The sequence below is a fragment of the Paenibacillus silvestris genome, assembly GCF_009882985.1.
Taxonomy (GTDB): domain Bacteria; phylum Bacillota; class Bacilli; order Paenibacillales; family NBRC-103111; genus Paenibacillus_E; species Paenibacillus_E silvestris.
Genome location: NZ_WTUZ01000040.1, coordinates 635586 through 657577 on the forward strand (window position 1 = coordinate 635586; position 21992 = coordinate 657577).

Annotated in this window: 23 protein-coding genes; 2 read left to right on the forward strand and 21 right to left on the reverse strand. The window is 46.4% G+C overall.

The annotated features are described in order from the left end of the window. Positions 1–28 precede the first annotated feature (28 nt). The 9 genes from purT to GQF01_RS34960 all read right to left on the reverse strand — a co-directional run bounded on the left by purT (position 29) and on the right by GQF01_RS34960 (position 8140). The gene (purT, locus tag GQF01_RS34920; RefSeq protein ID WP_161411918.1) at positions 29–1207 is read right to left on the reverse strand and encodes a formate-dependent phosphoribosylglycinamide formyltransferase; all 1179 of its coding nucleotides are present in this window, start codon (positions 1205–1207) and stop codon (positions 29–31) included. 154 nt (positions 1208–1361) lie between these two features. Next, positions 1362–3257 (reverse strand): nitric oxide reductase activation protein NorD, encoded by a 1896-nt coding sequence (locus GQF01_RS34925; protein WP_235960819.1) that lies wholly within the window; start codon positions 3255–3257, stop codon positions 1362–1364. 25 nt (positions 3258–3282) lie between these two features. After that, positions 3283–4164, reverse strand: coding sequence for an ATP-binding protein (locus GQF01_RS34930; RefSeq protein WP_161411920.1), 882 nt, complete (start codon positions 4162–4164; stop codon positions 3283–3285). Between the two features lie 73 nt (positions 4165–4237). Further along, a complete protein-coding gene (locus tag GQF01_RS34935; protein WP_161411921.1) occupies positions 4238–4471 on the reverse strand; it encodes a hypothetical protein in 234 nt (77 codons plus the stop codon). 134 nt (positions 4472–4605) lie between these two features. Next, positions 4606–5313, reverse strand: a complete 708-nt coding sequence (locus tag GQF01_RS34940; RefSeq protein WP_161411922.1) for a YhcN/YlaJ family sporulation lipoprotein — start codon at positions 5311–5313, stop codon at positions 4606–4608. A gap of 22 nt (positions 5314–5335) precedes the next feature. Next, on the reverse strand, positions 5336–5494 hold the full coding sequence (locus tag GQF01_RS34945) for a hypothetical protein (protein WP_161411923.1): 159 nt from the start codon (positions 5492–5494) through the stop codon (positions 5336–5338). A gap of 369 nt (positions 5495–5863) precedes the next feature. Continuing rightward, positions 5864–6349: a hypothetical protein gene (locus tag GQF01_RS34950; protein ID WP_161411924.1), complete on the reverse strand. Its 486-nt coding sequence runs from the start codon at positions 6347–6349 to the stop codon at positions 5864–5866. A gap of 62 nt (positions 6350–6411) precedes the next feature. After that, the gene (locus GQF01_RS34955) at positions 6412–7047 is read right to left on the reverse strand and encodes a trimeric intracellular cation channel family protein (RefSeq protein ID WP_145655003.1); all 636 of its coding nucleotides are present in this window, start codon (positions 7045–7047) and stop codon (positions 6412–6414) included. 16 nt (positions 7048–7063) lie between these two features. Beyond that, positions 7064–8140, reverse strand: coding sequence for a Gfo/Idh/MocA family protein (locus tag GQF01_RS34960; RefSeq protein WP_161411925.1), 1077 nt, complete (start codon positions 8138–8140; stop codon positions 7064–7066). 291 nt (positions 8141–8431) lie between these two features. On the opposite strand from GQF01_RS34960, the gene GQF01_RS34965 reads away from it, so the two are divergent. Beyond that, on the forward strand, positions 8432–8653 hold the full coding sequence (locus tag GQF01_RS34965; protein ID WP_127451768.1) for a hypothetical protein: 222 nt from the start codon (positions 8432–8434) through the stop codon (positions 8651–8653). On the opposite strand, the gene kapB is transcribed toward GQF01_RS34965, so the two are convergent. From kapB to GQF01_RS34980, 3 genes are read right to left on the reverse strand one after another with little or no spacing between them, the layout of a single operon-like run. Next, entirely contained in the window at positions 8650–9039 is a 390-nt protein-coding gene (gene kapB / locus GQF01_RS34970) for a kinase-associated lipoprotein B (protein WP_235960820.1), read from the reverse strand. The two genes, GQF01_RS34965 and kapB, sit on opposite strands and share 4 nt — an antisense overlap. Before the next feature lie 19 nt (positions 9040–9058). Then, complete coding sequence (locus GQF01_RS34975; protein ID WP_161411927.1) at positions 9059–9376, reverse strand: thioredoxin family protein; 318 nt, start codon at positions 9374–9376, stop codon at positions 9059–9061. A 1-nt stretch (position 9377) separates the two neighbouring features. Beyond that, on the reverse strand, positions 9378–9896 hold the full coding sequence (locus GQF01_RS34980; protein ID WP_161411928.1) for a hypothetical protein: 519 nt from the start codon (positions 9894–9896) through the stop codon (positions 9378–9380). Positions 9897–9969: 73 nt separating this feature from the next. On the opposite strand from GQF01_RS34980, the gene GQF01_RS34985 reads away from it, so the two are divergent. After that, entirely contained in the window at positions 9970–10182 is a 213-nt protein-coding gene (locus GQF01_RS34985) for a hypothetical protein (protein WP_161411929.1), read from the forward strand. A 57-nt stretch (positions 10183–10239) separates the two neighbouring features. On the opposite strand, the gene GQF01_RS34990 is transcribed toward GQF01_RS34985, so the two are convergent. The 9 genes from GQF01_RS34990 to GQF01_RS35030 all read right to left on the reverse strand — a co-directional run bounded on the left by GQF01_RS34990 (position 10240) and on the right by GQF01_RS35030 (position 21980). Further along, positions 10240–11853 carry an ABC-F family ATP-binding cassette domain-containing protein gene (locus tag GQF01_RS34990; protein ID WP_161411930.1) on the reverse strand — a complete coding sequence of 538 codons (1614 nt, stop codon included), beginning with the start codon at positions 11851–11853 and terminating at the stop codon, positions 10240–10242. Between the two features lie 37 nt (positions 11854–11890). Further along, positions 11891–13852: an ABC-F family ATP-binding cassette domain-containing protein gene (locus tag GQF01_RS34995; RefSeq protein ID WP_161411931.1), complete on the reverse strand. Its 1962-nt coding sequence runs from the start codon at positions 13850–13852 to the stop codon at positions 11891–11893. Beyond that, entirely contained in the window at positions 13849–14871 is a 1023-nt protein-coding gene (locus tag GQF01_RS35000) for a M42 family metallopeptidase (protein ID WP_202556852.1), read from the reverse strand. Before GQF01_RS35000 ends, GQF01_RS34995 begins: the two co-directional genes overlap by 4 nt. Before the next feature lie 181 nt (positions 14872–15052). After that, positions 15053–15343 (reverse strand): Dabb family protein, encoded by a 291-nt coding sequence (locus GQF01_RS35005; protein WP_161411933.1) that lies wholly within the window; start codon positions 15341–15343, stop codon positions 15053–15055. A gap of 21 nt (positions 15344–15364) precedes the next feature. After that, the gene (gene abc-f / locus GQF01_RS35010; RefSeq protein ID WP_161411934.1) at positions 15365–16927 is read right to left on the reverse strand and encodes a ribosomal protection-like ABC-F family protein; all 1563 of its coding nucleotides are present in this window, start codon (positions 16925–16927) and stop codon (positions 15365–15367) included. A gap of 95 nt (positions 16928–17022) precedes the next feature. Continuing rightward, positions 17023–18465, reverse strand: coding sequence for a DUF6382 domain-containing protein (locus GQF01_RS35015; protein ID WP_161411935.1), 1443 nt, complete (start codon positions 18463–18465; stop codon positions 17023–17025). Positions 18466–18479: 14 nt separating this feature from the next. Beyond that, positions 18480–18971: an A24 family peptidase gene (locus tag GQF01_RS35020; RefSeq protein WP_161411936.1), complete on the reverse strand. Its 492-nt coding sequence runs from the start codon at positions 18969–18971 to the stop codon at positions 18480–18482. A gap of 43 nt (positions 18972–19014) precedes the next feature. Further along, entirely contained in the window at positions 19015–19680 is a 666-nt protein-coding gene (locus tag GQF01_RS35025) for a TadE/TadG family type IV pilus assembly protein (RefSeq protein ID WP_161411937.1), read from the reverse strand. Positions 19681–19697: 17 nt separating this feature from the next. Further along, positions 19698–21980, reverse strand: coding sequence for a TadE/TadG family type IV pilus assembly protein (locus GQF01_RS35030; protein ID WP_161411938.1), 2283 nt, complete (start codon positions 21978–21980; stop codon positions 19698–19700). Positions 21981–21992 lie beyond the last annotated feature (12 nt).

Genomic DNA, 21992 nt, shown 5'->3' on the forward strand with positions numbered 1-21992 from the left:
TGACGATAGGCTGTACATAAATTACTTCTTATTCGTAGTTAAGCTGAAGCTTGCCAGCGGCCTGCTTCGCCAAACTGCGTGCTTCCTCGGTAGTTTCCCCACTGCTAAGCGCAACCGCCATGCGGCGGCCGACTTTTGTCTCGGGCTTACCAAAGACGCGAACTTGCGTATTCGGAACGGACAACGCTTCTTCTAGCCCGCTGATTGTGTATGCCACTTGCTCGCGATCTGCTTTGAGCGTGTAGCTTGCGCCTGGCGTTAAAAGGCGAATGCCCGTGATCGGCAATCCAAGAATCGCTCTTGCGTGCAGAGCAAATTCGCTCAGATCCTGCGTCGCCATAGTAACCATACCCGTATCATGAGGACGAGGTGAAACTTCACTGAAGTACACGCCATCTTTGGTCAAAAATAACTCAACGCCATAGATGCCATAGCCGCCAAGTGCGTCTGTAATCGTTTTGGCCATATGCTGCGCATCAAGAATTTGCTGTGCCGACATTGCGTGCGGCTGCCAGGATTCGATGTAATCCCCATCTTTTTGGATGTGGCCGATTGGCTCACAATAGGTCGTTCCGGATACGGAACGAACCGTCAACAGCGTTATTTCGGACTCGAAATGAATGAATTCTTCAACAATGACGCGAGCGTTTTTGGCACGTCCGCCTTCCATTGCGATATTCCATGATTGTTCCACATTCTCAGGCGTCCGGCACACACTTTGACCTTTGCCAGAAGAGCTCATAATTGGCTTAATAACACAAGGCGTACCGATCTCAGCAACAGCAGCATGCAGCTCTTCAAGACTGTTTGCAAAAGCATATTTGGCTGTTCTCAGCTCAAGTGTTTCGGATGCGAGCCGGCGAATACCTTCCCGATCCATTGTTAATCGAGAAGCTGTTGCTGTTGGAATTACACGATAGCCCTCTTTCTCAAGTTCGACAAGAACGGGAGTGGCAATGGCTTCAATTTCAGGTACGATGAGATCTGGACGCTCTTGCTCGATCAACACTCTAAGCTGCTCTCCATCTAGCATATTGATCACATGGCTGCGATGCGCGACTTGCATAGCTGGAGCATTCGCGTAGCGATCCACGGCAATCGTCTCAATCCCTAGACGCTGTGCTTCGATGACGACTTCTTTCCCAAGCTCTCCTGATCCCAGCAGCATAATTTTCTTCGCTTTATTTGATAATGGTGCACCGTACATGAAATGATTTCCCCCTTAATGTTTTCCAAACGGAAGTAAACTTATAACAGCAAATGGATATGTATGTAAATAAACATAACAAGAATGGTATTAACAGGGTAAATAGCCAGCAATCCTGTGCAAATACCCTGATCTATTGTAAAGGATTTCGACATTAAAAGATAGATTTCAGCAAAAGTTTGCGTAAAATCGGGACGAGCTGCTCGGTTAATTCCTCCACACGAGGCACAACAATGCTGCTTCGGCCGTACATATTGCGCATCGCAGCCCGTTCTGTCTCATGAACGGTTCCCCCGCTCGCCAAAAAGATTGAAATGACCTCGATACCCAGCCTGCGTGCTCGCATGACAGCTTCGTAGGTATCCAGAATGCCTACGTCGTTATAATTTGCTGCGGACGGCTCTCCATCCGAGAACACGAGGAGGATGCGCTGCCGCTCAGCACGCCGCAGCAAGCGCTCTGTCATACAGCGAATCGCGAAGCCGTCGCGATTATCCTGCTGCGGCTCCAGCTGCATCAGAGCCGCGCCGCTTCCAGAAGCCAGCGAGGAGCCGAAGCCCACAGCAACCTGGAACAGGTTAGGTGCTTCGTGCTCCGTAACGCGGTCCGCGTCCTCCCAGAATCCCACGATTTCATGGGGGATTCGCAAGGACTGGAGGGTCTCGTGAAATAACACGAGACCCAGCTTGGTTTCGTCCATTTTGTCGTACATGGACGCGGAGCAGTCGACGAGCAGCGCGAATGCTGCGTCGAGCTGCGGGACCGGCGCGCGCTTCTTATAGAAGAGGCGCGGCATCTCTTGCGTGAAGGCTCGCGTCAGCCGCTTATCGAGCCGGCCGAACAGGCGATCGCCGCGCGGGGCGATCCGCTTCTGCTCCAGTGTGCGCCTAATCGCACGCTGCAAAGGCTTCGCGAGCGGCGCTGCGCGCTCGCTCAGGCGCCTGAAGGCGGCCTCCTGCGCAGCAGTTGGCCGCTCAGGCGCCAGCCAAGTCGCCGTCGCGAACGCGGCGACATCGCCCTCCCCGTGCCCCGCAGCAGCGGGCACGGCAGCCTGCTGGCGCCGCTCGCCGGAGGCGGCGCCGGTGCGCTGGGCGCGCAGCGAGCGCCCCTGGACGATGGCGAGCGCCTGATCGGCAGCGTCGCCCTCGCGGGGCGCAGACCCAAGCGCGGCTGTGCGTGAGCCGCGCTCCAGCTCGAACCGCAGCAGCCCCGGGCTGCGGTCGCTGCTTTCGCGGTGCCAGGTCGGCAGACGCTCCTGGCCCGGCAATTGACGCTCCCCCTCTTGCTCGGGGAGCACATCTTCATTGGCGAGCCGCTTCGCGCGCTTGAGCTCGCCTTGATACCCCGCGGGCAGCGGCTCTGCCACGCCGCCTCCTGGCTGCATCCAGAAATAAGCGGAGCTCGCATCTCTGTCCAGCCAATACGCCAGCGCGTCTACCATTGCCTCGCAACTGGCGGCTACCTGCGCTGTATGTTCCGCTTCCTCGATACCCTCTAGAATCGGATATAACGGCGTTAGCCGAGCCGTCAGCCCTACACTTTCAGCTGCGCTCCACTCCGCCCCGGTAAACCAGCCGTAGATCAGTAAAATAACAGCATCAGCTAGTTCTCCCTTGCTCAGATGCGTTCTTAGCTTATGTCCGAAATAAGCCCCGTAGATACGGTGCCTCTGTGCAAATACACGCTTTGTCCCTGGTCTCCGGGCACGACAAATTCGTTCCAGCCGCATATCTTCACACAAGGCAAAAAGGGAGTTCGCCAGCTTAGGAAGTGAAGATCGCTGACTGTTTTTGAGGTACGTCTTCACCGCGTCAGCGCTGGTAAACCATGCTGTTCCAATGCCTCGGAGGTATACATCGCTTTTCATCCCTGAAGCTTTATCCTGTGGCGGATAATCCCACCAGAACTGGCTCACTGTCATGCGCGCCAAGCTCTCATCATAATCAGCGTGAAAAGCTGCTTCCACCTCAAGTTCCTTGCGTTTCGTGAACATCCGAGCCAAATCCACCAACTGCATTTGCAGCATAGCGTCTATTTTATCCTCAAGCATACTGATTTTTCCTACAAACATAGGTTTAAAATAACGTTTCTGCCGTGTTGATCACGGCTGCACGTTCCCTTTCATCCTCCAGCTTGTCCGCAATCGCTCGGGCCACGGCTCGCATCGGAGGAATATAAGCTGTAAGATCACACGCATCGAGCAGCGCCCGTATTGACCCCGCTTCATCAGGCAATTGCCCCATCTCAATCAGGGTTACCAGATCAGCCGACAGCTGCACATAAGTTCTCAAAAGCTTGTCATCATGCAAAACAGACTTGCTCTTCAAAAGCTTGTACAAAGCTTCCCCTTGCAAATAAGGGATATCGACCGTCACAAACCTATTTTTCAATGCTTCGTTCAAAGGCACTGTTCCCATGTATCCTTCATTAATCGCAGCTACGACTCTGAAATCAGGATGAGCGGTGATAACTTCCCCGGTAAATGGATTCGTAATTGATCTCCGATAATCCAATACACCATTGATGAGTGACAATGTCTCTGGTTTCGCCATATTAATTTCGTCTATGTATAGAAAATGTCCCTTCGTCATCGCTTTCATGATCGGCCCAGGGATAAAAACTATCTGCGAATGCCCCTGTTCGTCATGCGATAACGTTTTGAACCCAAGCAAAGCTTCGGCATCCAAATCGGTTGAGCAATTCACGGCATGCATCGGTTGATTGAAAATTGCCGAAACATGCTCGGCAAGCTTCGTTTTTCCCGAACCCGTTGGGCCCTTGAGCAGCACATTTTTACCTAAATATAGTGCAATAATGGTATCGACCAAAATATCTTCACGAGGCGCCTCAAAAGCAGCTGCTCCGATTAAGTTTGCATCCTCTGTGTTCGCGTTCATTTGTTCTCTCTTTTGTTCCAGCTGCTCTCGGATCTCTTGCGGTATGGCTTCTGTCAACATATCTTCTGATGTTCCTCTCCTGATTCCTTTGTCCTTTAACTATTTATCAGGAAAGCTTAGGTTGTCAAGCCTTTCAAGGCAGCCACGGTTCTTCAATAACCGAATGTGAGTAGAAAGCCATCGCTTCTCCACATTTGGGGCAGCTTGGCTTGGAAGACGACTCGTTGTACAGCTGTGCCAATGCATAGGAGGTCTCACTATTTATTGCTTGAATGACATCATCCGGATGCACATAATCGCATTGGCGTGAGCTGCAGTAGGCTCGGACTTTAAATTTACTGCTCATTTTTGTGCTTTGACGTGTCATGCCTGTAGATCACACCTTTATGTTGAAACATCATCATACTCCTTTTTCTAATGGGATCATGTCAAATCCTATGCCAAAACCCCCAGCGGGAGGCTGAGGGAGATAGGTGAACCTTGAGCGCCTAGAGTCTTCTCTTAAGGCAGCTCGTTTCTTTGGCCTGTGGAATAGCTCGGGAAAGCGTACTGGATCATCGTGTTAAACTCGTTAAGATACGTATCCATGTGTTTATTGTTTTGCTGCTGACCATCGTAATACATCATGCGATTCACGAAATGCGGATTCGTAGATATGAAAATATTTGCTTCTGGATAAATCCGAGTCAGCAGATTCCTTATGGCGTTGGCGCTTTCTGCCGGCAGAGGCTTGGCGGAGAGCCAGTCCATCTGAGCTCCCGCTCCAGAACCGAATAAACCCGCCCCGCTCTCGGGGTCATTGGTTTTACTAAGCATCTTCATGCCATCGTCACCCACGCCCATGGCTTGCATCCCACCCATATCGACAGCCACATAAATATTGTTATCCGTAATCGCTACAGCCGTGTTCCCAAGGTGAGCCGCCTGAATGACGCCATCGGCTAAATCCCGGTTCATCGTTAAGTGCGTATTCGTGTGTGCTTTTACGTTATCAAGCGTAGTCGGTTGCATGGATGGCAGTGGTGATTGATTGACACTTTTGGCACCTAGTGTAGGATTCTCATTGTTCCTGAGACTCGTATCCCATGCACCAGCATTCGGGTTAGAGGAACTTGCTCCTGCATGATTGTTCGGACTTGCAGCTGAACAGCCTGCTGCTGTGGCAATTAGTACAACCGAAACTGTAAGTTGGATCAACGTTTTTTTCATAAAAAGCTCCCCCCTTTTTTCTTTACTTCTTGCCATTTTCCTTCGCTTCTGGTGTGTAAGCAATCAAGGAGACTTCATAACCTAATTGTTCCCTCATTCGGGATTCTAATTTGCGGAGATCCTCCAGCAGGTCCTCATGCGGCCCTAAGTTTGCGAATTGATAAGCATTTATGCTCATCATTTACATCCTCCTTCCTGAAAAATAACGATTAGCTTTAATATGGTCATTTATCCCCATTTTTACTAATAGCTTCAACAAAATCATCGTATTGAACTTATTCTTTCCGCCAAACACAGAAACAAGAGAACTACGGGGCGTTATTTCACTGAATTCAGTCCTTTTAACTGCCAGCGGCAACTACAGTCCCTTATTTGAGCGAAATTCATCCTTTTTGGCGAAAAAGTAATAGATAACGGACCATAGTTCCCATTCACTAGGAAAAACGCTTTATTCGGCGAAATTATGTACCACAGTTCCCTAGACCCACGCATATGCAACAAAAAAAGCCCGTCGCCAATTGATTCATTGGCAAACAGGCTTTTCAACTTCCTAGTCGTCTTTCTTACGCGTTTCATCCAATTCTTCAAGCAATTTGCGAACCGCATCCGGGTCGGCCGATCCGCTTTCTTTAAAAGCTCTTAGCTTATTCAGCAAATCGGCTGCGATAGCTTCATCCTCTGACTGCTCCGCTTCATGTGCGGGATCGAACCAGATGTAGAAACCTTCTGGCCCATTGCGCAAGAAAGCTTTCCGCCAAAATTCTGGATATGCATAGCCCTGCTCACCAAAAATCATGCCGAGCACATCATCGCTGTCAATCGGCAGCAAATAATGAAATGACTCCGGTTCTCCGGTACTTGTAAAATCACGGTGCATATAAGCATAATGAAGATAATGCTCACCTGTCTCCGCATCTTTGGAAACCTCATACAGATCCAGCTCCGTTTGGAGCAGTTCTTTGACAGGAACAATCCGTGAGGCAATGGTTTCAGCGGAAATCTTTTGATGATGAATGAAGGATGCTTCTTGTTCCATGTAAACTCACCTCTTTCCTTACCTCGACTATCTTTCGATTTGTTTAGCTGACTAACATTAGGTTATGAGTCTGATCTACGAGTTGATTCCATGATCGCATTGCGCAAAGAGCGTTTAGGCAGCTTCCATTTATAAAACACGGATAACATTCTCAAAATGACGATAAGTGCAAAAAGCACGGAAATCTGCCAAGCTCCCTGCGACCAGCCCAAACCAACCAACGCACCCGCCAACATGCCCCATACCGCATAAATTTCGTCCTTCAACACAAGCGGCTTACGACCCGCGAGCACATCTCGGACCATCCCGCCGCCAATTCCTGTTAAAACAGCAGCCACAATGACAGCACTAAGCGGATGCCCCATATTCGTTGCATAGAACGCACCTTGAATAGAGAAAGCTGCCAAGCCTATAGCGTCAAAGAAAGCTTCCCACGTCTTCCACACCCGAATGTATTTGACCGGCATCAGGAAGACCAAGGTCATAGCAAATAACGCAATTTGAAAATATAACCCTTGCTCCCACAGCAAGACAACCGGTTTGCCAATTAGCAAATTCCGAATGACACCACCGCCGAATGCTGTTACAAGCCCTAGAACGTAGACCCCTAGAATATCATAATCCTCTTCCATCGCAACAATCGCTCCACTCACTGCGAAGGCGATCGTTCCGATGATACTAAACAACTCCCAATTCACTTGCTGCAGCCCCTGTCTACTCGATGTCCCAGTTCAATTTCACTTCATTGCCGGTTTGTGAGGATTGGTAAATCGCATCTAGAATTAAATTATTCGTATAACCCGTCATGACGGAGGTAATTGGTTGTTGACCGCTTTCGATACAGGATAGGAAATGTCTCATCATACGTACACGAGGTCCTTCATCCAGCTCGGGTATCGTCAGATCCACATCAGCTTGGCGGTCAAATATTTCCGCTAGCAGCTTCCCTTTATTGCCACGGATCGAAGCGCCTCCTTCGGAACCAAGGAGATGAACATAAGGCTGACTATCTGTTTCAATAAGGGCAGCCCAGCTTACATCGAGCGATAGGGTAGCACCATTATCTAGTTTAATTAACGCTGTAGCCAAATCTTCTACATCATATTGCCCATCCCAGTTCGGTGTCCCCCAGGAGCCGATCCCCTTTTTGCGCGGACCAAACTCCGCATAGGTTGCCCCATAAACCGAAACCGGCTTCGGATTCCCCATCAAGTAGAGCGATAAGTCTAACATATGTACACCTAGATCAATCAAGGGGCCGCCGCCGGATTTCCCCATCTGTGTAAACCAAGTTCCCCAGCCAGGAATGCCTTTGCGTCTCATCCAGCCTGCTTTGGCATGATAAATATGGCCTAGCGCGCCTTTGTCAACCTGTTGTTTGACAGCCTGAGACAGGACCTCCCACCGCAATTGGTGCGGAATCATCAACACTTTACCGGCCTTACGCTCTGCTTCTACAATTTGTCTAGCCGATTCGAGATTGATTGCCATAGGCTTCTCCAGCATGACATGTTTGCCCGCTTCTAACGCTTGGATGGCAATAGGCGCATGCCATTCATTGGATACAGCAATAACTACCGCATCAATGCTTGGATCAGCAAGCAGCTTGTCCGTACTCTCATATACCCGCTCAATGTTATGTTCCTTGGCTCTAGCTTCTGCAAGTGGTAAGTACACATCTGTTACCGCGGCAATTTCTGCTTCCGGCACTTTTTTCAGCACTTCCATATGTACATTTCCGATGTTTCCGGAACCGATAATACCGATGCGGATTGGTTTTCTTTCTGTCATTTGAATCCCCCCAAAACATGTTTGATTACAATCTTTCTTATTATAATTGTGCTTATCTTTCCCCGCAACCGCTAATCTATCGCTCAGACTCGTCATTTGTAGACAGGTATCCCGATTAATTTAAAAAGTTATTCGAGGAACTAGCCCTCTCTTGCTATTCTTTACATATAATAAGATACTAAAACTTTTTTAATAGTTTGTCTCAAACATACCTAACATTTGAAATGTATCCTAAGTAGGGTAGACCAGCTGGTACATTTGCCAGATGGAAGACGTGAAGGAGGACTTAACATGCAAGCAGTTACCATTAAATTCAAAAACAAATCCATTCCCGTACTTAATTTCACACATCGTAGTTCACATATGGAATTGTTATCCAGTAAGCTTAAGGAATTTGAACTGCATTTTGAATTCCGCCGCAAATTAAAAATGATCTCGCTCATCGAGATCATTGGTGATGTCGCTATTTTTAAGTATAACGACGGCACAAAATTGTATTTGGAAGTTTCTTAAGTCGTCTTCGGGAAATATTCCTTCTGCAGTTGACTAAGCTCCTGAAGAGAGCGCCTAGCCCATGCTTCCATTTCCGACAACTTAGAGATTTGAGCCATAAGCGCTCTCTCCAGTGATACTTGATATTCAGGGATTACACCTGCATAGGAACGTATCGTTGAAATCGGCATTAAAGCAATCTCCTGAAACGATAATGCCCGTCTTTGGTGAAAAAAAGCTACACTCGGATCCATCGGATTGTGTAAATCCCCTTGCGTTGGATGTTCTTTTACAGCCAGAATGCGGACTGCTGCTTTCATCGTACTTGACATTTCCACCACTTCACCATAATAAACCCCAGTTTTGTACTCAGCTATGACGTGATCTCCGATTTGAAAGTTGCTCATTCTTCTCATCTCCTATTCATTACTTGCTGCTTAAGGGCAGCAGTTTGCGATATAGCTCATCCACAGATTGCATGCGATAAATCAGTTGTTTGTCATGCCCTTGTTCAAAAATAGCGATGCAAGGCACGCTGGTCACTTGCCATTCACGGCTAATTTGCGGAAGAAAATTAATGTTGCTCTTATACAGTGGCAAAGAGGGCTGCATTGTCATAATGATCTCTAACATACGTTCAGTCACTTTGCATGTCCCGCAGAATGGTGTATACAAAAATACAGCAAAGGACTCCTCCTGCCTGTTAACGATATCTAACAATTCTTGTTGAGAAAGCTCCTTCATGCTAACCTCCACGTTCATCTAACCAAGTCAAACTGTCGGCCGCATAGCCGATAAGATGAGGAAAATCATCCAAATGGCTCTCATCGACTTTTCTGCCGAATGAAAGCGAAATTTGATTATGATACATCATCGGGAAAATTCCGAATTTGTAAGAAAGAAGTTGCGTGATTTGCGGACGATGCTCCCAAATACGACCTAACTGCTCTTCGATATGTTTGCATTCTATTTCTGGATTCTTAACTTTCGTGAAAAGCTTAATCGTAAGTGTACAACCCGGTTTAGCTGTAGGATTTTCTAAAATTTCAGCAGCCAAATCACTTAAATGAACATGCAAATTGATTTCAGCTTTGCTCGGCTTATCGATTTTTCTTGCAAATTCAATCGCATACGTTCGGGACATCGAAGAAAGATCTACAAGATCTTCCCGGCGTGTAATTAAAATTTTGCCATCCAAATCCAAGTCGTAGACGGCTCCTTCTAATACCACCTTAATGTTGTCGTAGATCGTTGGGTCAAACATCGTTCACACCTTCTTTCATCTTTTGTTTGATTCGATTATACTATTAACATATCACGGTAAAGAAGGTGTTTCTATGTCAGACAAGCCACAAGATCAGTTGGACGAACAACAAGGTCCTAAGAAGGTAAGCCTAGCGGATGCGATCAAACAAAAATTAGCTCAGAAGAAAGCGGATCAAGCCGCAGCACGTGCAAACCCTAAACAAGCAGGCAATGGCAACCAAAGTGCCAAAAGTCAAATGACCAAAAAAGTAAATAATCAACGCCGTCGTACTGGCGGAAGCTAGAGCTATGTAGGCAAAAGCGCCCTGAGAGTCATACATCAGGGCGCTTTTCATTTGGTCTTACGCGTATTGAGCTTCGCGCAGTTTTTTCACATCTTCGTTTTCTAGGTATTCATCATACGTAAGCATCTTGTCGATGAATCCTTTTGGTGTGATTTCCATAACACGATTGGCAATCGTTTGAATGAACTGATGGTCATGTGAAACGAATAGCATCGTACCGTCAAAATCAACAAGGCCGTTATTGAGCGCTGTGATGGATTCCAGATCCAAGTGGTTGGTAGGTTCATCAAGAATAAGAACATTGGCACCACTTAACATCATTTTGGAGAACATGCAGCGTACTTTCTCTCCTCCGGATAGAACATTAGCTTTCTTCAAAGCTTCTTCACCAGAGAACAACATACGTCCTAAGAATCCGCGAAGGAATGATTCATCTGGGTCTTTGGAATACTGGCGAAGCCAATCCACCAAGTTCAACTCAGAATTGAAATATTCTTGACTATCTTTTGGGAAATACGCTTGCGAAGTCGTAACTCCCCATGTGTACGTACCCGAGTCTGCTTCCATTTCGCCCATGAGGATTTTGAAAAGCGTCGTTTTGGCAATACCATCCGGACCGACGAACGCGACTTTATCCCCTTTGTTAAGCGTGAACGTAATGTTATCCAATACTTTAACGCCATCAATCGTTTTGGAGATGCTCTCAACAGCTAGCAGCTGTTTACCAGCTTCACGCTCACCTTTGAAGTGAATGAACGGATATTTACGGCTAGAAGGACGAATATCTTCAAGAGTAAGCTTCTCGAGTTGTTTTTTACGGGAAGTGGCTTGCTTGGATTTGGACGCATTCGCACTAAATCGAGCGATAAAGGCTTCCAACTCTTTACGTTTTTCTTCTGTTTTCTTGTTCGCATCTCTTGTAAGTCTAAGAGCCAATTGACTGGATTCGTACCACCAATCATAGTTACCGACGTACATTTGAATTTTACCAAAATCAATATCCGCAATGTGCGTACACACTTGGTTCAGGAAGTGACGATCATGGGATACTACGATAACCGTTCCTTCGAAACGAGCAAGGAAGTTTTCCAGCCAGCGAATCGACTCTAAGTTCAAATGGTTGGTAGGCTCATCGAGAAGCAAAATGTTCGGATTGCCGAACAACGCTTGCGCCAAGAGAACACGAACTTTCTCGTTGCCGTCGAGATCTTTCATCTTCGTATCGTGCAAGGAAGTTGGAATACCAAGACCAATCAATAGCTCTGCCGCATCGGACTCCGCCTGCCAGCCATCTAGATCCTGGAACTCGCCTTCTAGTTCTGCAGCTCTCATGCCATCTTCTTCAGAGAAATCTGCTTTTGCGTACAGGGCATCTTTCTCTTCCATGATTTTGAACAAACGAGAATGTCCCATTACAACGGTTTTCAAAACTTCGATTTCGTCAAACTCGTAATGGTTTTGTTTGAGTACGGCCATTCTTTCACCAGGAGTGATAGACACTTCGCCTGTGTTCGGCTCAATTTCACCGGAAAGAATTTTTAGAAATGTGGATTTCCCTGCACCGTTCGCGCCGATGAGTCCGTAACAGTTACCTGGTGTAAACTTAATATTAGCGTCTTCAAAAAGCGCTCTTTTGCCGTAACGAAGCGTCACGTTATTAACATTAATCATGTGGAATACATACCTGCCTTTATTGTAGTTTCTTCTATCATAACTTATTTCGCTCTATTTCTTCTACCAACTCGGATAAATAAGTCCATCTTTCCATTGCTGCTTCCAAATCGGTTGTTGTTTGCTGCTCCTGCTCATACAAATCACGAACACGATCAAAATCGCTGCCAGCCGCTTCAATTTGTTGTTTCAAGCTTGCCGCCTTGTCTTCCAAAGCTGCAATCGTCCCCTCTATTTCATCCCATTCCTTCTGTTCTTTGAACGTTAACTTCTTAGGACGGTTTGAATTCGCTGAGCCGCTTGAGGCTGCGGAATTATTGGCTGCTGCTGCTTTGCTATTTCCAGCATTGCTGCTTGCTTGACGGGCCAATTCTTTGCGTGCTTGCTCTGCCTCTTCTTGCTCTTGCTTCTCCTCCAAATAATCAGAGTAGTTGCCGATGTAAGGCTCGATTCCACCTTGGCCATCAAAAGCAAATAGATGCGTAACAGTGCGATCCAAAAAGTATCGATCATGGGAGACCGTAATAACGGCTCCTGGGAAACTATCCAGATAATCTTCCAGTATGGTCAACGTTTGGATGTCCAAATCGTTCGTAGGCTCATCAAGGAGCAGCACATTCGGTTCACCCATAAGTGTACGTAACAAATAAAGTCTGCGGCGCTCGCCGCCTGACAGCTTCCCGATAGGTGACCACTGCAGTGTCGGAGAGAACATGAAGCGTTCGAGCATTTGCGAAGCAGGAATTGTTTCGCCATCCGACGTGCGAATCAGCTCAGCTGCTTCCTTGATGTAATCAATGACGCGCATCTTTTCATCCATCTCGACCGTTTCTTGCGTGTAGTACGCTAGTTTCACGGTTTGGCCAGTCTCGATCGTGCCGCTGTCGGGCTGAATACGCCCGGCGAGCATGTTCAGCAGCGTCGATTTGCCGCTGCCGTTAGGGCCAATGATGCCGAGGCGATCCTTCGGCATCACGATGTAGCTGAAGCCGCTCAGCAGCGTCTTGCCGCCTTCGAAAGCTTTGGTGACGGCTTCCAGCTCCATCACCTTCTTGCCAAGGCGGCTGCCAGCCAGCGCCATGTCCAGCTTATCTCCGGGACCGTCCACTTTGTGGTCCCGCAGCTCCTCGGCGCGCTGCACGCGCGCCTTCTGTTTCGTCGTGCGCGCCTTCGCGCCGCGACGGAGCCAAGCCAACTCGCGGCGCATGAGATTCTGCCGTTTATCTTCGCTGGATGCTTCGGACTCCATCCGCTCCGCCTTTTTCTCGAGGAACGCCTCGTAGTTGCCCTCGTAGCTATAGATCTTGCCCCGGTCCAGTTCCAGGATGCGGTTCGTGACCCGCTCCAGGAAGTACCGGTCATGGGTAACGAGCAAGAGCGCGCCGCGCCACTTGCCGAGGAACTCCTCGAGCCAGATAGCGGTCTCGTTATCGATATGGTTCGTCGGCTCATCCAGGATGAGCAGATCGGCCGGTTGAATCAGAACGCGCGCCATGGCAACGCGTTTGCGCTGGCCGCCCGACAGCAGGCCGACGGGCTTGTCGAACTCGCTGATGCCTAGCTTCATCAGCACGGTTTTGGCCAAGGTGCTGGCTTCCCAGGCACCTTGTTCATCCATGCGCGACTGGGCTGTGAACAGCCGCGCTTGCTTCTTCTCGCTGGAGGGATCAAGCTCCAGCTCAGCAAGGGCCCGCTCATAGTCGCGCAGCGTCTTCATGAGCGGCGTGTCGCCGTGGAATACTTGCTCAAGCACCGTGGAGTTCGGATCGAACTCCGGGTTCTGCGGCAAGAATTCCACTCGGAAATGATTCGCGTGCACGAGCTTGCCGCGATCCGCTGTCTCTAGTCCCGCTAGCAGCTTCAGCAGCGTGGATTTGCCTGTGCCGTTCACGCCGATGAGACCGATGCGCTGCTTCTCGTTCACCGTGAAGTTGATGTCATCGAACAACACTTTATCGCCAAAAGTTTTGGTAATGTTGACTGCACTCAAAATATTCATGCTTCCACAGGCTCCATGACGTATGCTGCAAGAAGTGCTGCTGTGTTAACTACAGCATCCATATGCGTCCGCTCCATGCTGTGTGACGCATGAACACCAGGGCCTACAAGCGCTGCACGAATATCACTGCCGGCTTTGAGCGCGGCCGAGGCGTCTGAGCCGTACCTTGGATAGATATCAACCGCATAGCCAATTTCCAGTTTCTCGGCAAGCTCGATCATTTTGGAAGTCATCTGATAGTCGTAAGGACCTGACGAATCCTTGGCACAAATGGAGACATCACGTTCGCTGCCGCTCAAGTCATCGCCAAGCGCACCCATATCAACAGCGATAAAGTCCGTAATATCTTCTGGAATAAACGCGGAGCCGTGTCCAACCTCTTCATAATTGGAGAAAAACAGTTTTATCGTAAAGAGCGGTTTCAAGCCCTCTTCTTGGATGAGTCTAAGCAGACCAAATAAAGAAGCTACACTCGCTTTATCATCCAAATGACGAGATTTCACGAAGCCATTTTCCTTCACTTGAACACGTGGATCGAAGGAAATGTAATCCCCAACCCGGATACCAAGATCCTGAACTTCTTTTTTGGACTTAACAAGCTCATCGATGCGCACTTCCATATTGGCTTCATCGCGTTTGAACTCTCTGGCATCTTCATACACATGAACAGATGGTCTCGAAGTGAGAATTGTCCCATCATAAACACGCTCATCACGTGTATGAATTTGAACATATTCATTCTCAATAGCCCCCATCATAAATCCGCCCAATGATGTGATTTTAAGTGTTCCATTCTCTTTAATAGAACGAACCATCGCACCAAGGGTATCCACGTGCGCAGAAATACCAATAACTCGGTCATTACGGACACCTGGTACCGTCACAATGCCGCAGCCCTTATTCGTATATGTAAGCTCATAACCAAGCTTATTCACTTCTTGTTCTACCTTTTTCATAATGTGGTGCGTATAACCTGTTGGACTTGGTGTACGCAGCAGCATCTCGAGGACTTCCGTCATATAAGCTTTATTTAGTTTGGATTTCACTCGGGATTCCTCCCTTTTCTATAAATTATTAAGATTCCTATAAACACACAAAAAACAGTGCAGCCTAGGAATTTTAGCTGCATTAGCGACATAAGCCGCAATGCGAACCCCTTCTAAGGATACTACACTGTTCCTTTATGTTTTTCAAACCCAATTAGCTTACAAAATCAACGCAAATGGAAGTCCCATCAAGTACTGTCTTCATATGAGCCTTCACACCTTCATGAATAGGATGAATGTCATATGCTTTTAAATCTTCTAAAGAATCGAATTTCGTAATTAAAGCAATATCGTACGAACGCTCCAAATGAAGAATATCTGTCCCTACTTCAATATGGCGCAATACGGGAATTTTCCCTTCCATATTCGTAAGAACCGCTTTCGTTACTTCTACAGCTTCAGGACTACGATCTTTGAGTTTAAAAAACACAACATGAGTTAACATTGGACATTTCCTCCTAATGGGTTAATTCGTTACTTTTGCTTTGGCAGACCATTCTTCTACATCCCAAACTCTAGTAACCCAGCCTTCATAAAATTCCGGTTCGTGGCAAACAAGCAAAACCGTTCCTTTATAAGCGATCAGAGCTCTTTGAAGTTCTTCCTTGGCAACAACGTCCAAATGGTTTGTTGGCTCATCAAATAACAACCAGTTGCTTTCTCTCATCAGCAGTTTGCATAGCCTAACTTTGGCTTGCTCTCCCCCGCTGAGCATACTCATGGCACGCGTGATGTGCTCATTTTTCAAGCCACATCTGGCAAGAGCGCCTCTGACTTCATTCTGATTCATGGAAGAAAACTCATTCCAAACATCGTCAATCGGCGTCATATTTGGCGCTTTAACCTCTTGCTCAAAGTAAGCTGGGCTTAAGTAATCGCCTTGATACGTTTTGCCGCTGAATGGCTCGATTTTGCCAAGAATTGTTTTGAGCAGTGTCGATTTCCCCACACCGTTGCAGCCAACGATCGCAATTTTCTCGCCGCGTTCAATCGTCACATTCATTTTCGGTAAAAGCGGACGGTCGTAACCAATTTCCAAATTTTCTGCCTCAAATACGATTCTACCACTTGTACGAGATTCCTTAAATATGAACGTGGGTTTCATCGCAGTTTCTGGCTTTTCGATTCGATCCACTTTCTCTAGCTGCTTCTGACGGCTTTTTGCCCGCGTAGAGGTGGAAGCCCTCGCTTTATTGCGAGCAATAAAGTCTTCCTGTTTTTTAATGTACTCTTGTTGCTTCTCATAAGCATCAATATGCTGCGATTTGTTCATTTCCGCCATGTCTAGGAATTTCTCGTAATTCGCCGTATAACGAGTCAACTTCGTAAACTCCAAATGATAGATCACGTTAACGACTTCATTCATAAACTCCGTATCATGTGAAATCAGCATAAACGCATATGGATAATCTCTGAGATACATTTTTAGCCACTCGATATGTTCCACGTCCAAATAGTTCGTAGGCTCATCCAAAAGCAGTACGGTTGGCTTCTCCAAAAGCAGCTTGGCCAAAAGAACTTTGGTCCGCTGTCCACCGCTAAGTGACGTCACATCACGGTCTAACCCGATTGCGTTAAGGCCAAGTCCGTTCGCCATCTCATCGATTTTGACGTCCAGCAGGTAGAAGTCGCCGATTTCCAAACGTTCCTGAATTTCGCCCATCTGCTCTAGGAGAACTTCCAGTTCTTCCGGCGAAGCATCCGCCATCTTTTCGGTAATGGCCATCATCGCTTTCTCTTCTTCAAAAAGAGGTAGGAACGCATCGCGCAAAATGTCGCGAATCGTCCTGCCAGCCGCTAGTACCGAATGCTGATCCAAATAGCCATACTTAATTCTTGGCGTCCATTCTACTTTTCCTGTATCTTTCAATAGTTTCCCGGTCAATATATTCATCAATGTGGACTTGCCCACACCATTTGCTCCCACTATGCCAACGCGCTCGCCTGCCAGTAGACGGAAGGAAACATTCTTAAATAATGTTCGATCCCCAAAACTGTGGCTCAAATCCTCTATCGTTAAAAGACTCATTTTAAAAATCTAAACTCCTGTCTGTTAAAAAATCGCACATTCTCGTGACTTCTTATTATACCACTGCTATAGCTTGACAGGAAATAGCTAAATTTTCAATATCGAAAAATTATGGTTTGGCACACAATTTGGATCTCGTCGCCATCTTTTAACAAGTAGGATTGATAGGTAACAAGCGCCTCTCCATTGAGAGAAGTTCCGTTCGTAGAGCCCGTATCTTTCAGCGCATAGCCCTGATCACATTTTGTTATTTCAGCATGTATTCTGGATACCCCAGCTTCCTCTAATACATAGTCAGCCTTTAAATTGTCATCACCTCGACCAATTGTGAAATGGTCACAAAGAATTGGCACTGATGTCGGCACCGATGTCTGAACGCCTTGATGTTGCCTTTCGAGCCTAGGCCCTTCGGGTTTGATCTTAAGATTTTGATTCCCAAGAAAAACCGTTGCATTCCTAGCGTTATTTTGAAGTAATGTTGTATGCATATGTAAATTTTGATAATGGCTTTGAATGTCCGGAGGTTCTACTTTGGATACGGTAGACGCCTCTCTCTTATTCCCAGAATGCTTCTCTGTATGATCAGAAAAGAAAGGCACATGCTTTTCCCCAACACGGTTGTACCGCGGCCGCCCTAGAAATTTCAATACAAACCATACGTCTGCTAATAACATAGTTATTCCAGCTGACAGGTGCAGCGTGCTAGTTGAAGGAGAAGATACGTAATGCTGCCAGAGCAAAGCCATTACCAGTATGACACCAATAAGGACAATTATTTGCGTTCTTTGTGTGGTTGGGGTAAAAACGACCGATTGAGCACTGACTATTTCTTGCTTCGCGTCCAAAACTGGCGAATGAATCGGTGACTCGTCCGCTGAGTTGATTAAATTGAGAGGTTTAATCACCGCATTTTGTTTCCATATCGGCTTTGGCAGCCCCTCTTGAACGGTAGATTGCTGATCCATAAGCTTCAATAGTTTTATTTTGAAATCCTGCAGACTTTGGATACTCGCCATTGTTTCTAACGAAGCCTCTACATCTCTCCTTGTTTCGTCATTCAACTTCGAGCCAATCTGCCTCATTAAATCCAGTATTGCGTTGTGTACACGCCATTCATCCGTACTTTGATCCATTGGTACATACGTCAAAAATACATCAGACCATCCGTTGCCTATAAAGATGAAATTATCTTTCAGAACAAATCCCGTCTCATGCAGCATGTAATTCTTACTTTCATCAATTGCACAAACAATGGCATACATAAGCTTGGCGAAATGGCACTTAGAAAGTTCTTCGACCTTAAGCACCTGAGCAAGCATTCTCTTAGCTGATAAGCTATACAGTAAGTTTATTCGATTATCTACCTCTTGAATTTCGAGCGGTAATATGTTGGGGATCGTGTTGGCCTCAAGCATCTTCAGTTGCAAATTTGAAAGAGCATCTGCTGCCAGACCCTCTCCATCATCTTTATAGAGTCTCATATAATGACCATGCTGGTAGACAAATTCATAGCGCAGTCCGAATATTTCCTCTGTCACGGGCTCACCTCTTCTCAAATAAACGAGTAATACCAGGTCATTATGGCGGCTGGCATAACGGCATACATAAAGGGAAACTTGATATTAGGGTCACGTTTCATCCCCCTAACGATGTTCAGATCATGTAACACGATGATTGAAAAAAGCCACTTTACCAGCTTCTGGCCCGTAGCTGCCATTTTTTTGTGCAGCATTAGTAAAACTAGTCCCATCAAGGCAGCACAAAGAATGGCATATACCATCAATTGGAAAACAAAACTTGTGCCCATCATAGCTCCTATAGCTGTAAACAACTTTACGTCCCCAGCCCCAAGCGCACCGATGAGATAGAGCAGGAACATCGCAATAAAGGCAATTCCTGCACCGATAAGCGAAAAGCTTAATCCGTTCAAACCACTTAATGAGACATTCAAAATTGTTCCTATAGCTGCTCCGCAGATTGTTAATTTGTTGGGGATTACCGCTCTTCGTACATCAGTAACAAAAGCAATCGCAATAAGAATCAAAAATAAATAATGAATTCAAAGCCCCCTCTTTCTGAAACAGTAATTAGGCACCGACCCATGCCCGTTCATACGCCCTCTTTTTCAAAATAATCGTTTGACTTAGAAACGGAATCGGAAGGCGATACGCTATTTCCGCCTCAATGCCAAAATAAGCATCACCGTCGTTATATAGACTTGGGAGTGTTATAGAACTAACTTTAAAGTTAGTTCTCGTCACCGTTGAAGGATCGCAAAAAGCATAAACAATAGGTGTAAACGCAGCATTTATGCGAGGTATAACTTGCTGCTCGTACAACTCATCTTTCTCTTCTGTCACGAACTCCTCACCTTGCAGCCGCTTCTCTTTCTCCCATTTAACTAATTCGAGCAATGGTTCAGGGATATATGCGGCATATTCATCTGCTAAACTTTCAGTGTTGGACACTTGTTCCCGTACAGATTGAACATGGTCAATGGCTGAATTCATTATTTCTGCTGGGCCGCTTTGATCAAACTTCGCTTTAGCTTCGTGCACGAGAAGTCTTACCGGGTATAGCTGACCAGCTATAGATTTAGTTGCTTCAGAAACCCCAGCTTGCAGCGCCATTTCTAGGCAAGCGATTTGAATACAAATAACAAGGCCAACAACAAAGGCAAGGAAGAAAGGCAGTATTAAAGCCGCTTCCAGCACTATGCCTCCCTTTTGTTCCCTATAAAACTTATGTAGCACGCACTCCCTCCTAACATTCAATACGCTACTGAAGCCGTGCTAGTAAATTGACACCGATTCCCAGTTACTTTACAGCCTAATACCCCGCTTCCATCCAGCAGCTTCATGATTTGAGGAATAAACCACAACTTCACATCACTCGCGGCATTACCCTGTATGTAAGTTGTAGCTTGCATTAAATCCTTTCCGGTTTCGAGCTCAATAAGCGCCTGCATTCTAGCCATTAGTTTTGTATTATTGCTATGGATGAGCATGAAAACTCGCAAATAATCCTTGTATGTCAAGCTTAAGGCCGGGCTTGCAAATTTTGCAGATAACTCTACAGCTTCTCCTTTCACAAGTTTGGTCATGTCTTGGAAAGCTACAACAGCTCCCTCTGCCGCTGCAGCCAGAAGTACGAGAAGCGGTGAGCCAAGATTAAGCAGCTCTTTTTTGGGGTCAAGGAGAGCCTCCACTGTACGAATAGCTAGTCGAAATGAGAACATCTCCGCATAAGCCGATGAAATATTCGCTGGACATGAAGAGAACCCATATAGCAAATATTCTACCTCTTGATTAGCTAACACGTGAGATCTTGGATCTCCCCGCTCATTGGAAATTTTGGGGGCTCCGATTTGATCCATTTCTAAAGCAAGCGTACGGTAATTGAATTTAGTAAGTGCATATTCATTCACATAAAGCTCATTTCGCATAACCTCTGCCGCATTGTTGAAAGCTTCAAGCATATCCATGGCCTTTAGACTTACTGGCTCAGATTTCTCTAGATCATAAGCAATTTCGCTCCCGATTCCAGTTTCTTGCGCATTTGCCTCCCGATATTTCTGGTAGAAACCTTTGGGGGATGATTGGGAACCAGAATCTTGAAGTCGATCATACAGCTCATCATCACTACTCTGTGTACTCACTAAGCTGCATCCGCCAATCGATTGCTTCGCTTGATCCAAAATCGTTTGAATCTTATTTTTTTGCTGCTGTTTATTTGCTGAGATAGCGCCATTTTGCTCCATTCTCGTACTCTCTAAAACGCTTTGCGTTTGATTGAAATTTTGTGATTCTGTCCAGTAACCATCATTGGCTTGATTTGCTTTGTTCGTATTCTCAGCTGTATAAAGTTGAACAGAGTCAACTACCTCTTGGAAAGCTGTAAATAAGGCTGTAACGCTTGCTATTGCTGTCTGGTATTTGTAAAAGTATTCGTCCCCTATCACAGGAACGCTTTGAAAAACGTCATTTGCACCGTTCGCCGCACTCTCTGAGTCGGGACGTGAAGTAATCCCCATAAGCTTCGTGCGTATTTCATCATTTCGCTGCTTTGCTGTACGCAATGCCGGCTCAATCGTCTGCTGCAACAACCCGATTTCATTGGCATTTGCCTGAACCTCAAGCTTCGTAACCGCCAGGAGTGCCACATATTTGATAATTAATTGCAGAAGATTCTGAAGATCCTTTAGTTTCTGAGAAAGTAATTGTACTTGAGTGCCTAATGCTTGACGGGATTGCAAAATGGCTTGCATGCCAGCTATCCCGCCTGGCCCTGCTTGACTGATCGCGGATATGGACATATCCAAGTCTCTTATTGATGTCTGAACATCCTGCAGCTGACTTTCCACCTGAACGATTTCATTTCTCACTTCGTCTACGGTTTGAATACCAATTTGCGATGCTAAACTGTCCAATTCTGCTATCCGCGATTGATAATAGGTGTGGGATATGCCCGTTTTACGATACAGCTCTTCACTGCTCTGCCAAGCTTCATCTAGCTTCTTCTCTCTTTGATCTATGAGCTTCTCTAGCTCAGCTGATTCTTTAGAAAATTGGCTTCCAAACTGAAAGGGAGCCTTCGTTCCCGTTTTGCGAAATTTATCCGTAATCTCTAGCGTGAATTCGATTGGCGCCTTAATTTTCATATCCTCTAGTAATTGACGTTCAAAAATGTCATGACTGGCTAACGTGTACACAGGTGTAACACGCTCTCCCTGAACGATCGGCCTGGTATCCACATAATGAAAAGCTCCTGACGATACTTGACCTGACAAATTTTTAGCAAATACGGTTCGAAAAACTTCCTCTGATTTCTCTTGCGAAATCCCCAGACCGTATAAGCCCATCGCCTGAAGCTTTGTATCAAAAGATGACATAACTGAGCGCGTAGCGGCCTTGACCGCTGATTCCGCCTCTTTTTCCGCCAATTTAATTCTCGCAAAATCTATGAGTACCGCTTGAAATAAAAAGACCGGCACAATGATGAGAATCAGATAGACGGAAACGGCTCCTCTTTCAGAGCGAACGAATCTCTTCAAAAACTCCCCCCA

Bases quoted from the DNA above. Each gene is read 5' to 3' on its own strand.
- purT (WP_161411918.1), bottom strand. From the start codon at position 1,207: ATGTACGGTGCACCATTATCAAATAAAGCGAAGAAAATTATGCTGCTG.
- GQF01_RS34925 (WP_235960819.1), bottom strand. From the start codon at position 3,257: ATGCTTGAGGATAAAATAGACGCTATGCTGCAAATGCAGTTGGTGGAT.
- GQF01_RS34930 (WP_161411920.1), bottom strand. From the start codon at position 4,164: ATGTTGACAGAAGCCATACCGCAAGAGATCCGAGAGCAGCTGGAACAA.
- GQF01_RS34935 (WP_161411921.1), bottom strand. From the start codon at position 4,471: ATGACACGTCAAAGCACAAAAATGAGCAGTAAATTTAAAGTCCGAGCC.
- GQF01_RS34940 (WP_161411922.1), bottom strand. From the start codon at position 5,313: ATGAAAAAAACGTTGATCCAACTTACAGTTTCGGTTGTACTAATTGCC.
- GQF01_RS34945 (WP_161411923.1), bottom strand. From the start codon at position 5,494: ATGATGAGCATAAATGCTTATCAATTCGCAAACTTAGGGCCGCATGAG.
- GQF01_RS34950 (WP_161411924.1), bottom strand. From the start codon at position 6,349: ATGGAACAAGAAGCATCCTTCATTCATCATCAAAAGATTTCCGCTGAA.
- GQF01_RS34960 (WP_161411925.1), bottom strand. From the start codon at position 8,140: ATGACAGAAAGAAAACCAATCCGCATCGGTATTATCGGTTCCGGAAAC.
- GQF01_RS34965 (WP_127451768.1), top strand. From the start codon at position 8,432: ATGCAAGCAGTTACCATTAAATTCAAAAACAAATCCATTCCCGTACTT.
- kapB (WP_235960820.1), bottom strand. From the start codon at position 9,039: ATGAGCAACTTTCAAATCGGAGATCACGTCATAGCTGAGTACAAAACT.
- GQF01_RS34975 (WP_161411927.1), bottom strand. From the start codon at position 9,376: ATGAAGGAGCTTTCTCAACAAGAATTGTTAGATATCGTTAACAGGCAG.
- GQF01_RS34980 (WP_161411928.1), bottom strand. From the start codon at position 9,896: ATGTTTGACCCAACGATCTACGACAACATTAAGGTGGTATTAGAAGGA.
- GQF01_RS34985 (WP_161411929.1), top strand. From the start codon at position 9,970: ATGTCAGACAAGCCACAAGATCAGTTGGACGAACAACAAGGTCCTAAG.
- GQF01_RS34990 (WP_161411930.1), bottom strand. From the start codon at position 11,853: ATGATTAATGTTAATAACGTGACGCTTCGTTACGGCAAAAGAGCGCTT.
- GQF01_RS34995 (WP_161411931.1), bottom strand. From the start codon at position 13,852: ATGAATATTTTGAGTGCAGTCAACATTACCAAAACTTTTGGCGATAAA.
- GQF01_RS35000 (WP_202556852.1), bottom strand. From the start codon at position 14,871: ATGACGGAAGTCCTCGAGATGCTGCTGCGTACACCAAGTCCAACAGGT.
- GQF01_RS35005 (WP_161411933.1), bottom strand. From the start codon at position 15,343: ATGTTAACTCATGTTGTGTTTTTTAAACTCAAAGATCGTAGTCCTGAA.
- abc-f (WP_161411934.1), bottom strand. From the start codon at position 16,927: ATGAGTCTTTTAACGATAGAGGATTTGAGCCACAGTTTTGGGGATCGA.